Consider the following 13,808-nt stretch of genomic DNA (forward strand, 5'->3'; position numbering starts at 1 on the left):
CCTTCTGACAGCCGAATCAAGAACAGCGAAAACGCCTCAAGCGCACGCTCTACACCAGTATTCTAGCCGCTTGGAGACTTGCCGGAGATTGGCTCGGGGGAGCACTCAGCGCGGCAGGAGCGCCCATGGGCTATTTCATTAGCCTAGAGCCGCGATTTGCCGCGCTGGTTGGAGAGCGCGGCCACCGACTACCGCGCCAGCATGGACTGATGGCTAGCTCGCCTGCGCGCCTATCACGGCGCCAAACGCTCACGCAGCCAGGCTGCACCTTGTAGCCGATAGTTCAGGCGATCATGCAGTCGGCTCGCGCGCCCCTGCCAGAACTCGATACGCTCGGGCAGCAGACGATACCCACCCCAATGCTCTGGGCAATGCGGCGCCTGGTCGAGAAAACGCTGCTCGGTTTGCGCCAACAGGCTCTCCAGTTCGGCACGATCGGCGATCACCTGGCTCTGCGGCGAAGCCCAGGCGCCCAGGCGGCTACCCAACGGGCGAACCTGGAAGTAGGTGTCGGACTCCGCCGGGCTGACCCGTTCCACCGTCCCTTCGATGCGCACCTGACGCTCCAAGGTCGGCCAGAAGAAGGTCATGGCCGCAAACGGCCTGGCCGCCAACTGCTGCCCCTTGGCGCTCTCGTAGTTGCTGAAGAAGGTGAAACCGCGCTCATCCAGCCCCTTGAGCAACAGCACCCGGCAATGCGGACGGCCTTCGCCATCGACGCTCGCCAAACTCATGGCATTCGGTTCGACCGGCAGTTGCTCGGTCTTCAGCGCGTCCGCAAACCATTGCTGGAACAGCGCGAACGGCTCAGCAGGCGCCTGCGCCTCGGTAAGACCATCACGGGTATAGTCGCGGCGCATATCGGCCAGGGTCCGGGTCATGACGCAGTTCCTGAGACTAAAGTTTTTAAGGCTGGAGTTTCTAAGGCTAAAGTTCCTAGGGCTATGGCTTCTTGGCCGGCTCTACAACGACCACTTCTTTGCCTTTAACTGACTTTTGCACAGCCGGTTTGGCTTTGGCGACCTTGACTGGAGCCACTTTGGCTTTGGCGGCCACGGCAGGCTTGCTCTTGGCCGGGAGCGACTTGGCTTTGACCGCGGCGCTTGGCTTCGGCTCGTTCTGCACCAAGGCTTCGGTGACGGGCTGAGCCTTGGCTGGCTGGCTGTACTTGGCCAAGAGGGCGGACATGGTGGCCTGGGGGGTCAGCAGAATCTCGACCCGGCGGTTCAGCGCGCGCCCTTGCAGACTGTCGTTGGCGGCACGGGGCAAATCCGAACCAAAGCCTCTGACCATCAGACGATTATTCTTCAAACCACTGAGACGAAAAATCGCCGTCACCGACCTCGCCCGCTCCAGGCTGAGTTCACGGTTACGCAACTCATTGCCCGTGCTGTCGGCATGGCCCAGGATCAGCACCGCGACCTGGTTATCGCCTTCAACGAGCTTGGCTACCCGGCTGAATGGCCCTAGGGTGCTAGGCATCAGCATGCTCGGGCGATCCGGATTGAACGCGGAGTCTACCGGCGCAGTGACCACCAGCAGATTCTCGCGGCGCTCCAGCTCGAACTTGCTGCCTTTCAGCGCTTCACGCAGACGCGGCTCGTATTCGTCCAGCCACGCCTGGGTGATCTTGGGGTCTGGCATGGCGACGGTTTTCTTAACGTCCTTAGCTTCTTCCTTTTTGGCACCGAACGGCCACCACCAATGCGTGACTGCGGCTTGGCTTTCGCTCTTGGCGACGACTTGGGCTTCAGTGTTTTGCCCTGAATGGGCACAACCGGCGACAGCGACACATAGAGCGAGAGCTACAGGCTTGCTAGAAAACATTGGACCCCCAAACGAAAAATAATAAAAACGGGTCAGCGGACCCGCACGAACAAGTATTGGCGGCTGGCAATGCTGACCAGCGCTCCCCACAACCAATCCCTGTCGATGACACCACGATCGAAAACCCTAGAGACAGTCGCCCAGCACGCGTGCCAGCTTCTGCGCGCGCGGATCCATCAAGACATAGGGGCCAAGGGTGTTGGTGACAAAACCGAAGGCAACCTTACACTCAGGGTCGGCAAAACCGATAGAGCCGCCGGCACCCGGGTGACCAAAGGCTTGCGGCCCGAGGCCATAGGTGGCGTTCGGCACCGCCGGCTGATCGAGCATGCAGCCGAGGCCGAAACGGGTTTGCGTCAGCAGGGTTTTATCCTCGCCGACGCTGTGCTCGCGAGTCAGTTCGCCAAGCCATTCGCGGTCCAGCAAACGCCCTGCGAGCAGGCCGCTGTAGAAGCCGGCAAGGCTGCGGGCGTTGCCGTGGCCATTGGCTGCAGGCTGCTGCATACGCCGCCATTCAGGCTTGTTGGTGCTGGTCATGATCGACGGCGGATTGGTAAAAGCCCGGGTGCTCATCGAGGTCGGCTCATTCATCATGGTTTTCAGCAGGCGTTGCGCCGCGGCATCGCCGAGATTGCCCTTGGCCCGGGAGATTTCCGCGACCCGGTAGAACTCCGCGTCCGCCAGCCCCAGGTGAAAATCCAGCCCCAGCGGCTGTGCGGTGCGGGCCACTATGCAGTCCCCCGGCCCGCGCCCATCGGCCCGCCGCAGCAGCTCACCGACCAGCCAGCCATAAGTGATCGCGGCATAGCCGTGACCTTCACCGGGCGTCCACCAGGGTTGCTCGGCGGCCAGGGCGCGGGTCATGGTGCCCCAGTCATACAGCGCTTCCGGCGCCAGCAACTCGCGCAAAGCCGGCAAGCCCGCGCGATGGCTGAGCAACTGGCGCAGGGTGATCCGCTCCTTGCCCGCCGCGGCGAACTCCGGCCAGATCCTAGCCACCGGCGCATCCAGTGCCAGCTTGCCTTCGGCGACCAGCTGCAAGGCCGCGACCGCAGTGAAGGTTTTGGTGCAGGAGAACAGATTGAGGATGGTGTCGCTGTGCCAGGGCTGCTCACCGGCTTTATCCGCGCTACCGGCCCACAGGTCGATGACCGTCTCGCCGTCGACTTGAATGCACAGCGCGGCGCCGCGCTCCTGCGGGTCGTCGAAGAGCGCGGCGAAGGCCTCCTTCACCGCTTCGAAGTTAAGGTCGAAATAGCCCTGAATCTGCACGCGCGGCTCCTTGAGCGAATGGTTCGACGCCGAGATGTTCAACGATAAAGCGTCAACAAAGTGGTCGCATTGTTCCCGCCAGCGACGCCCTTGTGAACCCGCCCAAAGGCAGGTTCGGCGTCGCCAGTGGAGGCTTATGGCTTAGCCGGTTGTGGCTCGGGAGTGCTCTCGGGTTGGGCCGCTGCTGGCTTAGCCGCTGCGGCAGGCTTGGCGGCTGCGGCAGTCGCTTCCGGCACTTTGGCCGGCGCTGCCAACAGGGTCTTGCCGACTTGCAGGTTGGCCTTGCGTACCGCCTCGACAAAACCCTGGAACGGCCGGTCGGTAATCCCGACCAAGCCCAAGTGGCCATTTTCACCGTCGAGCCGGCGGCCGGTTACCGGCTGATCGAGGTACTGGAACCAGTGCACCCCGACTATGCTCGGCTCGGCCAATGCCCGCTGGAGGAAATGCGCATAGGCCGGGCCACGCTCTTCCTCTTTGTAGACCTCAGCCACCCCGCCCCAGAACGACCCACGATCACGCGAGCCGAAGTGGAACTCAGCCACCAACAGCGGCTTATCCAACGCGCGTAACGCGGCGAAGTCATAACCCTGTTGCGGTTCGCGAGTGTAGAAGTTGAAGCTCAACACATCGCAATACTGCGCGCAGGAAGCCACCGCCTCCGGGGTACTGGCGGCAAAGCGCCCGCCGAGCAACAGGTGGTTAGGTGCGTGCCAGTTGAGTGCGTCGGCGATGGTCTTGAAGTAGGTGTCGGCAAACAGGCGCTGGAAGCGCTGGAAGTCCTGCTCGATGGCCGGGTGCTCGGGGTTCGGCAGGGGCGCCTCGAAACCCGGGTCCTCCATCAACTCCCAGGCCGGCAGCTCGATACCCCAGGCTTTAGACAGGCCCTGCTGGTTCCGGTATTTATCGCGCAGCAGCTTGAGGAAGGCCCGTTTCGCCGGCACATCGGTGGTCAGCCGCAACGTGCCATAGGCCAGCGCATAGCGCGCCTTGGGGTCGTCGCCAGGACCGGACCAACCCAGTTCATTGTCGGCGAAAAAGCCCAGCAGCCAGGGGTCGTCGCGATGGTCGCGGGCAGCAATCGCCACCGCGCGCTCGGTGGCCATGGCAAAGCGCGGATCGAAGGGGTCGGGCATGCCGCCCCACCAGTCCAGGCCGGTGCTGATGGTCTTGTAATCGCCGCTGATCGACAGCGGAATGGTATAGGGCACACGCTTCTCGGCACCCAGCGCCGGCTCGCTCCAGTTGCCGATGGTGTTGAAACCCCAGGCCTGCAGACGCTCCAGCGTATGGCTGGTCCAGCGCTCGAGGTCGAAGCTCTTGGTCGGGCACGGCGCGACTTCGGCTACCACCGCAGATGCCAGCGCAGCTGGCTTCGGGGCTGCTGGGGCTTGCTCGGTGGCGCTGGTGTCTTCAGCCACAGCGACGGCCGGAGCCGTCTCGGCGCACTTGTGTTCGGAGTAGGTGCGCTGCAGGTTGGCGCCATAGAAGTCGAACCAACGGCCCTGGTCGAAGTTGCGCCCTTTGCCCGCACCAGTACCGCTGTGGTGATTGCTCTTGCCGTAATATGCGGCCAGCGGTTCGCCCTCTTGCGGCAACGCACTGAACATGGCCTCGCGGCCTTCCACGTAAGTGGCGCTGTGCTCGGTACTCACGGCGTTGACGCCGAGGGAATAGAACGGATGCCCCTCGGGGGTGACCAGATACCAGCGGCCGTCGCGCTTTTCAGTACGGAAGAAGCCCTTGGCCTCGAACTCCGGGCCGCCTAGCAGGCCACCGAACCGATCCTGTTTCGGTGGCTTGGCCAGCCAAGCTTGCAGCTGGGTCTTTTCCTTCGCCGCAGCGGCTTTCAGTTGCGCATCGCTGCTGATCTTTTCCGGCCACTGGCCACGGCTGTACTGACCATAGGCATCGACTATGCCGGCAAACAGCGCCTGCTCCGTATCGTCCCCCGTACGCACGCCAAAACGCCCCAGCAGAATGCTTTGCGCGACATCCGGGTGACTCAGAGAGAGGCTCACGGCGGTGACCTTGCTGGCGTCCAACTCACCTTCGACTGTGCTGGCCAGCAACAGGCGCTGGCCATTATGCGTCCATGGCATCGGCGGGCCGGCACGCATGCCCAGGGCTCGGGGCGAAGTGGCGTGCAGCGGCACCAGCAAGGTCTGCGCCGGCCCAGCCGGCAGCGCGATACGGCTGGTGAGGATTTTGCCGTCACTGCTCTCGATACGCACCTCGAGGGTCAGCGCCCAGTCCATCGCACTCTGGATACGCAAACTCATGACCTCCGCTTGCGACCAGTCCCACTGGCCACTCTGTGGCGTCAGCCGCAGGCTCGGGTCGTCACTCGGGTTGAAGGTGACCCGCCGCAGCGGCTCGCTGTCGGCCGCGAGTTCGGCGGTCAAGGCCGGCAAGCTGGCATTTCGCGTCGTCACCTGCACCACATCGGTGGGGCTAACAAAGTTGAACAGCGTCTGCTGTTCGGCCGGCGCGGCAAATGACGGCGCGGCAAACAACAGCGCAAAAACAGTAGGCAGTGAACGGCGAATCATGTGACAGGCTCTCCTAAACAACCAGCCAATGGACCACGGGCTTGCGCAATGATGCCCAGCAGGCCCGTGTCTTATGCAATTTCAGGCAATTTCCCGGCGAAACGGCGGCAAGGCATTCAGAATCGCCTTGCCGTAACGTTGCGTGACCACCCGCCGATCCAACAGAGTAATGGTGCCGCGATCTGCTTCGGTGCGTAGCAGGCGCCCGCAGGCCTGGACCAGACGCAACGAGGCATCCGGTACGGCGATTTCCATAAAGGGGTTGCCGCCGCGCGCCTCGATCCATTCGGAGAGCGCCGCTTCCACCGGGTCATCCGGCACGGCAAAGGGAATCTTGGCGATGACCACATGCTCGCAGTAGGCGCCGGGCAGGTCGACCCCTTCGGCGAAGCTGGCCAGTCCGAACAGCACGCTGGGCTCGCCGTCGTCGACCCGCGCCTTGTGCTTGTTCAGGGTCTCCTGCTTGGACAGGTTGCCTTGAATAAACACCCGCTTGCGCCAGTCGCGCTCCAGGCCATCGAAGACGTCCTGCATCTGCTTGCGCGAGGAGAACAGCACCAGAGTGCCGCGCGAGCCTTCGACCAACTGCGGCAGCTCGCGAATGATCGCCGCGGTGTGGGCGGCGGCATCCCGGGGGTCGGCCTTCAGGTCCGGCACCCGCAACACCCCGGCATCGGCGTGCTGGAAGGGGCTCGGCACCACGGCGGTGACCGCCACTTTCGGCAGACCGGCGCGCATCCGGTAGCGCTCGAAGGTGCCCAACGCGGTCAGGGTCGCGGACGTCACCAGGGCACCGTAGGCGACATTCCACAGATTACGCCTTAGGGTTTCCGCCGCCAGAATCGGGCTGGCGTTGACCTCGATATCGAACAGCGCGCCGCTCTCGGCCAAGGTCAGCCAACGCGCCATCGGTGGGCTGTCTTCCGGGTCTTCCACCGTGAACGCCGTCCACAGCTCCCAATTACCCTGGGCGCGCGCCAGCAAGCTGCCGAACAGTGGATACCATTCTTCCGCCTGGTGGCTGGCGATACCGATGGCACTCTCTCCGTCCATGCCTTCCTTGAGCAGATCGGTGAGGCGGGTGAAGAGGTCGGTCAGGCGTGAAAAGCCTTTCTTCAGCTCGATGCCCATCTCACGCAAGTGCTCCGGCACCAAGCCACCGACGAAGCGATGGCGCGGACGCTCGCGGCCTTCCATGTCTTCGCCGGCCTTGAAGTCGGCCAGCTGTTCGCAAGCGTTGAACATGAATTGCTGTTGCGTGCGCACCTCACGCGCCAGCTCGGGTACCTGTTCGATCAATCGACCGAGATCGCCCGGTAGCGGGTGCTGAGCCAGCAGTTTGGTCAGATTTTTCGCGGTCTGCTCCAGCCAGTCGGCAGTCGCGCGCAGACGGGTGTAGTGGGCGAAATGGCCGATGGCCTTGTCCGGCAGGTGGTGGCCTTCGTCGAACACATACAGCGTGTCGCGCGGGTCCGGCAGCACGGCGCCGCCACCCAGGGCCAGGTCCGCCAGCACCATGTCGTGGTTGGTGACTATCACGTCGACCTTGCTCATCCCTTCACGCGCCTTGTAGAAGGCGCACTGTTGGAAGTTCGGGCAATGGCGGTTGGTACACTGGCTGTGATCGGTGGTCAGGCGCGCCCAGTCGGCATCCTCCAGAGCCTGCGACCAGCTGTCGCGGTCGCCGTCCCACTGGTTCCCGGCGAGCTTTTCGACCATCTGGCTAAAGAGCTTCTGGCTGCCCTCATCCACTGCGATCTTGAACCCCTCTTCGGCGAACAGCTGGGCGGTCGCGCTCTGTGCCTCACCTTCCTGCAGCAGCATATCGAGCTTGGACAGGCACAGGTAACGCCCGCGCCCCTTGGCCAGGGCGAAGCTGAAGTTCAGCCCACTGCTGCGCATCACCTCGGGCAAATCCTTGAAGACGATCTGCTCTTGCAGGGCCACCGTGGCGGTCGCGATCACCAGCCGCTTGCCCGCGGCTTTGGCGATCGGAATAGTCGCCAGGCTATAGGCCACCGTTTTGCCGGTGCCGGTGCCGGCTTCTACCGCCACCACCGCTGGCTCGCTGTCGCGCCGGCCTTCGTCGTCGACCGTGATCGCCCCAAGCACTTTGGCAATTTCAGCGATCATCAAACGCTGGCCATAGCGCGGCTTGAGGCTTTTGGCTTCGAGAAAGCGGGAATAGGCGCCCTGGATCTGGGACTTGAGTTCGGTACTGAGCATGGATTCTGCGGGCGCCAAAAGGCTGGATAAATTTTCAGTAGTTTAACCGGGCGGCTATGATAGCGCGCGTTTCACCAACCGCCGACCGGAGATTACCGAATGACCGTTTATGCTTTTGTCTACGCCCTGCATGTGTTGGCCGCACTGATCTGGGTCGGCGGCATGTTCTTCGCCTGGATGATCCTGCGGCCCGCCGCCGTTAGCGTGCTCGAGGCGCCCGCCCGACTGAAGCTGTGGGCCGAGGTCTTTCGGCGCTTCTTCGTCTGGGTCTGGCTGGCGGTGCTGGTCTTGCCGATCAGCGGGGTCGGCATGCTGCATCTGCGCTTTGCCGGTTTCGAGGCGGCGCCGCGTTATGTGCAGATCATGATGGGGCTGTATATCGCCATGGTCGCGCTGTTCATTCGCGTGCAAGCCCTGCAACTGCCGGAGCTGCGCCGCGCACTGGCAGCGGAAGATCGGCCGACCGGTGGCGCGGTACTGGGCCGCATTCGCCGCCTGGTCGGCTTCAACCTGCTACTCGGCTTGACGCTGGTGGCGATTGCCGCCGCCCGGCCGAGCCTCTGAATTAAACGATCAGGCTAACGTGTCGCAGCCGCTTACTGACGATCTATGCAGCAAGCGGCTTTTGCCGCACTTACTTGCTGGGCTCCTGGCCGAAACGCACCAGATTGAAACTGCCCGCACTGCCGGCAGCCCCTGGCTGGCCAGGCTGACCCGGGCGCCCCGCGCGAGCACCGGCGGCACGATAGAACAAACAGCCCTTGGCCGCGCCACCCGCACCGCCACTACCTGCCTCGCCCGCTGCGCCACCGGCACCGCCATCCAGGCGCACATGCAGCAACTGCGCCGGAAACTCCTCCGGCACCTCTAACCGGACCTGGCCACCGGCCGCTCCGCTCTGGCCATTACCACCGTTTTGCCCGTCATAACCACGACTGGCTTGGCCCCAGGTACAACCTGCCGAATCACCATCGGCGCCATCCAGGCCCCGATAGCCCGGCGCCCCGACACCGCCACGCGCATCCAAGGTCAGCTCGGCAAGCGTGACACTCTCCAAGCGGACGCTCAGATTGCGCCCGGCCGTTGCCGGCTGCTGTTGAGTACCCGTGGCACCACGGGCGTTGATATGACTGCCGGCGCCGAGTTCGGCACGTACCACCTGCAAACGGAACGCCTGCGCGCTCGGCGCAATCGCGATACGCGCGTCACGCCCCAGGCGCAATTCGCCGACGCGGATTTCATTCAGGCTCGAGGGGATCAACAAGGTGCCGTGATCGGCGACTTCCAGGCGATCCAGCAATAGCACGCTGGTTGTGGTCGGCAAACGCAGCAGTGAATTGGACTCCACCTTGACCAGCGCTTCAGCCTGCGCCAATGGGCAGCACAGCACCGCAAGCAAACAGAGGCTACGCATGGCCAGCCTCCTTCTTCACTGCCGGCTGCGGCAAGCCGAGCAAGTGAAAGACCCCAAACAACAGCACCTGCAAGCGATCCAACCCAGGCTGTGGGCGACCTTGAAGGCGATAGTTGAATAGGCTCAACTCGGCCAGATGGGCCAGCAGAATCACCCCGCCGAGGACATAAAGCAGTAGATCGAAAGGTTTTGCGAACGGACTCAACAGATTGACCAGCACTACCAGCCAAAACAGCCCAGCCACTAACTTACCCAGCCTCAGAAACACCTTCATTCTGCCCCCTGTTTATTATTGTGTGGCCTTGCCGCACCTTAACTGCTTCGGGGTAACTGAGACTAGCGGCCGCGAAAAAAACTACGGGAGCCCACAGGCCCCCGTTTTGTTCACACTCTCTAGCACTAGCGATCGACGTGCAGCTCGACCCGCCGGTTTTGCGCACGCCCTGCATCAGTTGCATTATCTGCCACAGCCTGGCTTTCCCCGTAACCGACAGTCGTGAGCTTATTGGCCGGCACCCCCTGACTGACCAGAAAGTCCACCACGCTTTGCGCCCGACGCTCGGAAAGCCCCTGGTTGTAAGCCGTCGAGCCGACACTATCGGTATGCCCGGCAACCTTGACGCCAATCAGATTGGCACTGGTCAAACGATTACTGACATCCGCCAGCAAACCCTTAGCTTGCGCAGTCAGCTCAGCTGAGTCGAAGGCAAACAGCACATTACCCAGATCACTCAGCACGATCACCTCGTCCCGTGCAGCTGGAACCGGCTCTTGCGCCACGACCGGATACTGCGGGAGGGGGCAACCATTGGGATTTACCGGAGTATTGGGCGGGGTATCCGGACAGCTATCACGGCGGTCAAAGACGCCATCGGCGTCGGCGTCACCGTCTTGTGCGTAACAGACCAAGCCGCCAGTCAGCGCGCCGATCGCAGCACCACCGGCTGCCCACGCTGAACTTTCAATTGCGCCCAGGCCGCCACCGGTCAAGCCGCCAATCAGGCTACAAATGGGCCAGTTCCCTTGGTTAAGCACCGCATCTCCCGTACTGGAAGTCGAGGCGCAACCAGAAAGAACACTGCTGACCAGAAGAAGGGGTACCGCAGCCCGTGAGAGTAGCGTTCTCATGGTGGGAATCTCCTGAGTCACCGGCGAATACCGGTAACTCAGGAGTAAAGACCCGCCGCCCAGGTTGCACAAGCCATACCCCAAACGGCGCGGGCCTCTGGTTACGGCTGGGCTTCGACCTCCGCTTCTACGCGACGGTTAATGGCCCGACCTTCAGCGGTAGCGTTATCCGCAACCGGCTTGGACTCGCCGTAACCGACCGCGTTAACACGCTCGCCGCCGACACCGTACTGATCAACCAGCACGTCACGCACGGCGCTTGCACGACGCTCGGACAACTTCTGGTTGTAAGCGTCAGTACCGACGGAGTCGGTGTGACCTTCAACAGTGGTGGAAGTGGCTGGGTACTGGGTCATGAAGTCGGCCAGGCTCTTGATGTCGCCATAGCTTTCTTCTTTGACTTTCGACTTGTCGAAGTCGAACTTCACGTCCAACTCGACACGCACCGGTGCGGCAGGCTCAGGCTCTGGGGCTGGCGCGGGAGCTTCCTCCATGACGACAGCCACTTCCTCGCCCTCACCATGTACCCAGCAATAGGCCGCAGCGGTACCTGCACCAACCACTGCGCCCCAACCTGCCCAGGTACTGCTCTCGATGGCGCCCAATGCGGCGCCGCCCACGCCCCCGACCGCCGCACAGGTCGGCCAGTCGGTCTTTTGCACGCCGGCACAACCGGTCAAAACGCCGGTCAACAAAATCAGGGGTAATGCGGTCCTTGTGATGCTCATATGCAAAGTCTCCTCATAGGATCGGCCCAAACCGACACTCTGGAAGTAAAGACGGTACCTTTAAAATCCGCCAGCACTAGGACGTATCAACGCACCGCGTTAGTCTCTTCAGACTTGATCGAGGATTTTCGATGACTGACAGTTTTTCTTCGCGCACTCCGCAACAAGCGCTGGCCGCCCTGCTTGATCGCTATGCACCCAATCGCTTGTTGCTAGTCGGTGCCAGCGGCCTGCCCGCACTGGAGGCCTTTCAAGACGCGCACCCGGAGAGCCAACTCGCCCACGCGGCTGCCGGCCCACTCCCGGCAGATCTGGCCGCCCAGCGCTTCGATCTGGCACTGATCGCCGACTGCCTGGAGCACCTGCCCAAACGCACCGGCCTGGAGTTGCTCGGCGGGATTCGCAACCTCAATGCCAGCCGCCTGGCCGTACTGGTCGATCTCAACGCCTGTGGCTGGCAAGACACCGACTTCTTCGCCCTGGCCCTGCAAGCCAGTGAACGTTTCCAGCGTGGAGAACAGACCTTGACCTTGTTCACCTACGATCTGCGCGAATACAAACAAGTACCCGACTGGCTGAACGCCAAGTTCTGGGCCAACCCGCAAAACTTCGGCAAGTACTGGTGGTAAACCCATGACTCCGGCCTGCCCCTGCGGCAGTGGCAACCACTTGGACGAATGCTGCGGGCGTTACCACGCCGGCATCCCAGCGCCGAGCGCCGAGACCCTTATGCGCTCGCGCTACAGCGCCTATGTGCTGGGCCTGATCGACTATCTGGTGGCGACCACCCTACCCGCACAGCAGGCCGAGCTGGATTCCGCCGCCATGCAAGCCTGGAGCACGCAAAGCACCTGGCTCGGCCTCGAGGTGGAAAGCGCCGAAGTGCATGGCGGCCAGCCCGAACATGCCTTCGTCACCTTCACCGCCCGCTGGCACGACAGCAGCGGCGAACACACTCACCGGGAGCGTTCGGGCTTCGTGCAGAACAGCGACCGCTGGTACTTCATCGACTCCACCGTAGCCCTCAAGGCCGGACGCAATGATCCCTGCCCCTGCGCCAGCGGGTTGAAGTTCAAGAAGTGTTGTGCCGGGTTCGTGTAAACCGCCGAGGCCTGCACGGCGCACGCTCTTTGACTGAGCAGAAACAGCGAGGCCCGCAGATGCGGGCCTCGCTGTTTTATTCCTGCAGTTTCAGATGCGAGGTGTCCGGCGGTGGGCTCGCGGGGCCAGCTTTGGCCTGGCCCATGTCGCTCCCCGCCGGCGCCAGACTGAACTGCGACAAATCGACCCGCGGCGCAACCGGCTCAGGCTTGTCATCCTGCAGATCGACACCCAGCGGGGCGATGCCGAAGTCCGGCGCCTCGACATCGACGAAAGCCGCCATGTATTCATCGCGCGGCGCCACCACCAGTTTGCGCGGCGCCGCGCCACTGGCCGGCTGCGCGGCGGCCACAGCTGGTGCCGCGTCATAAGCCGGCGGCGGCGCCAGCTCGACTTCTTCGATCTCGACGTCCATGGATTGCACATCCACCAACGCACCGGCACGTTCCAGAGTCGCCCTATACTTCTCGGCAGCGGCGGCATCCAGGTTGTTCTTGATCACCAACCGGCGTCCAGAAAACAGCAAGGCGATGCGCTGGGCATCCGCCTGGAACAGCTTGGCCAGATTGGCTTTGACCAGCTCCAACTGGGCCCCTGGCACCAACTGCCCAGAAAAGGCGATCTCGTAGCGGCTCATGGTCACACTCCTGTCCGAGTCAGCCCTCAGTATGGCGTAGGTTTTTCCCCATAAACAACAAGTTGCAGCCAAGCAGTGGCTTGTTACACACTGGATCGTCAAACGGAGCACTGGAATGCTGCACCCGGCGAAAATGATAAAAATTATCAGCCTATTGATGTTTTTTGGCCTGCTTTCAGGCCTCGCAGGATGCTCCACCTGGTTGACAGGTGACTTTAAGGACCCGGATGTCCGCCTCATCAAAGTTGATGTCATCAAAGCTAAGTTGCTGGAGCAACAGTTTGTCCTGCGCTTTCGCATCGACAACCCTAACTCCGTGAGCCTGCCTGTCCGCGGCCTGGACTACAGCGTGCATCTGAACGAACTGAAGCTGGCCGAAGGCGAGTCCGACGTCTGGTTCAGCGTGCCCGCCAATGGCCACCAGGTGTTCGAGGTACCGGTGCGCACCAACCTCTGGCGCCACCTGAAAACCATCGTCAAGTTGCTGGAGCAACCCGACCAGCCGATCCGCTATCGCTTACAAGGCGAAGTGAAAACCGGCCTGCTGTTCGGCCGTAGCGTGCACCTGAAGCGAAATGGCGAGATAATTCCCGGCGATTTTATTCCGGAGTAACACCCCATGAGCCAAGAACCCCACGTCCACGGTCCTGACTGCCAGCACGAGCATGACCACGATCACCACCACGGCCACGTGCATGGCCCAGACTGCAACCATGGCCACCAAGAGCCGGTACGCAATGCGCTGAAAGACGTGGGCCGGAATGATCCCTGCCCCTGCGGCAGTGCGAAAAAATTCAAGAAGTGCCACGGCGCCTGATCCGCCGCCAGTTCTTCCACCAGGCCCGCCGAATGCGGGCCTGGTGGTTTATACGGCGCAGAGAAGACCCCCTACGCGAGTAAACTCGGTTTCGCGCCGATCCAGC

General features: G+C 62.5%; 14 protein-coding genes and 1 pseudogene. 5 read left to right on the forward strand and 10 right to left on the reverse strand.

The features are described 5' to 3' along the window. Positions 1–233 precede the first annotated feature (233 nt). The 5 genes from pdxH to dinG all read right to left on the reverse strand — a co-directional run bounded on the left by pdxH (position 234) and on the right by dinG (position 7,877). Complete coding sequence (gene pdxH, locus FFS13_RS09160; protein WP_137818796.1) at positions 234–881, reverse strand: pyridoxamine 5'-phosphate oxidase; 648 nt, start codon at positions 879–881, stop codon at positions 234–236. A gap of 61 nt (positions 882–942) precedes the next feature. Beyond that, the gene (locus tag FFS13_RS09165; protein ID WP_137818797.1) at positions 943–1,827 is read right to left on the reverse strand and encodes an OmpA family protein; all 885 of its coding nucleotides are present in this window, start codon (positions 1,825–1,827) and stop codon (positions 943–945) included. Between the two features lie 126 nt (positions 1,828–1,953). Then, a complete protein-coding gene (locus FFS13_RS09170) occupies positions 1,954–3,099 on the reverse strand; it encodes a serine hydrolase domain-containing protein (RefSeq protein ID WP_137818798.1) in 1,146 nt (381 codons plus the stop codon). A 134-nt stretch (positions 3,100–3,233) separates the two neighbouring features. Then, positions 3,234–5,651 carry a beta-galactosidase gene (locus FFS13_RS09175; protein WP_137818799.1) on the reverse strand — a complete coding sequence of 806 codons (2,418 nt, stop codon included), beginning with the start codon at positions 5,649–5,651 and terminating at the stop codon, positions 3,234–3,236. Between the two features lie 81 nt (positions 5,652–5,732). Continuing rightward, positions 5,733–7,877, reverse strand: coding sequence for an ATP-dependent DNA helicase DinG (gene dinG / locus FFS13_RS09180; RefSeq protein ID WP_137818800.1), 2,145 nt, complete (start codon positions 7,875–7,877; stop codon positions 5,733–5,735). Positions 7,878–7,976: 99 nt separating this feature from the next. Between dinG and FFS13_RS09185 the strand changes: the two genes are divergently transcribed. After that, entirely contained in the window at positions 7,977–8,441 is a 465-nt protein-coding gene (locus tag FFS13_RS09185) for a CopD family protein (RefSeq protein WP_137818801.1), read from the forward strand. Positions 8,442–8,511: 70 nt separating this feature from the next. Here FFS13_RS09185 and FFS13_RS09190 read toward each other — a convergent pair whose 3' ends face one another. From FFS13_RS09190 to FFS13_RS20070, 4 genes and pseudogenes are all read right to left on the reverse strand, one after another. Then, positions 8,512–9,291: a collagen-like protein gene (locus tag FFS13_RS09190; protein WP_137818802.1), complete on the reverse strand. Its 780-nt coding sequence runs from the start codon at positions 9,289–9,291 to the stop codon at positions 8,512–8,514. Further along, complete coding sequence (locus FFS13_RS09195; RefSeq protein ID WP_137818803.1) at positions 9,284–9,565, reverse strand: DUF1145 domain-containing protein; 282 nt, start codon at positions 9,563–9,565, stop codon at positions 9,284–9,286. Before FFS13_RS09195 ends, FFS13_RS09190 begins: the two co-directional genes overlap by 8 nt. A 125-nt stretch (positions 9,566–9,690) precedes the next feature. Next, positions 9,691–10,419: an OmpA family protein gene (locus FFS13_RS09200; protein ID WP_137818804.1), complete on the reverse strand. Its 729-nt coding sequence runs from the start codon at positions 10,417–10,419 to the stop codon at positions 9,691–9,693. 101 nt (positions 10,420–10,520) lie between these two features. Next, positions 10,521–10,883: pseudogene (locus FFS13_RS20070) on the reverse strand (OmpA family protein); the annotation flags it as partial. 395 nt (positions 10,884–11,278) lie between these two features. Between FFS13_RS20070 and FFS13_RS09210 the strand changes: the two are divergent. Together FFS13_RS09210 and FFS13_RS09215 are read left to right on the forward strand one after the other, a co-directional pair. Next, positions 11,279–11,776 (forward strand): DUF6231 family protein, encoded by a 498-nt coding sequence (locus tag FFS13_RS09210; protein WP_137818806.1) that lies wholly within the window; start codon positions 11,279–11,281, stop codon positions 11,774–11,776. 4 nt (positions 11,777–11,780) lie between these two features. Then, a complete protein-coding gene (locus FFS13_RS09215) occupies positions 11,781–12,248 on the forward strand; it encodes a YchJ family protein (protein WP_137818807.1) in 468 nt (155 codons plus the stop codon). A 76-nt stretch (positions 12,249–12,324) separates the two neighbouring features. On the opposite strand, the gene FFS13_RS09220 is transcribed toward FFS13_RS09215, so the two are convergent. Beyond that, the gene (locus FFS13_RS09220) at positions 12,325–12,885 is read right to left on the reverse strand and encodes a hypothetical protein (RefSeq protein ID WP_137818808.1); all 561 of its coding nucleotides are present in this window, start codon (positions 12,883–12,885) and stop codon (positions 12,325–12,327) included. Between the two features lie 115 nt (positions 12,886–13,000). On the opposite strand from FFS13_RS09220, the gene FFS13_RS09225 reads away from it, so the two are divergent. Next, on the forward strand, positions 13,001–13,498 hold the full coding sequence (locus tag FFS13_RS09225) for an LEA type 2 family protein (protein WP_137818809.1): 498 nt from the start codon (positions 13,001–13,003) through the stop codon (positions 13,496–13,498). A gap of 6 nt (positions 13,499–13,504) precedes the next feature. Further along, positions 13,505–13,702 carry an SEC-C metal-binding domain-containing protein gene (locus FFS13_RS09230; RefSeq protein ID WP_137818810.1) on the forward strand — a complete coding sequence of 66 codons (198 nt, stop codon included), beginning with the start codon at positions 13,505–13,507 and terminating at the stop codon, positions 13,700–13,702. Positions 13,703–13,808: the final 106 nt, after the last annotated feature.

It is taken from the genome of Pseudomonas sp. 2FG (genome assembly GCF_005502935.1).
Lineage (GTDB): Bacteria > Pseudomonadota > Gammaproteobacteria > Pseudomonadales > Pseudomonadaceae > Aquipseudomonas.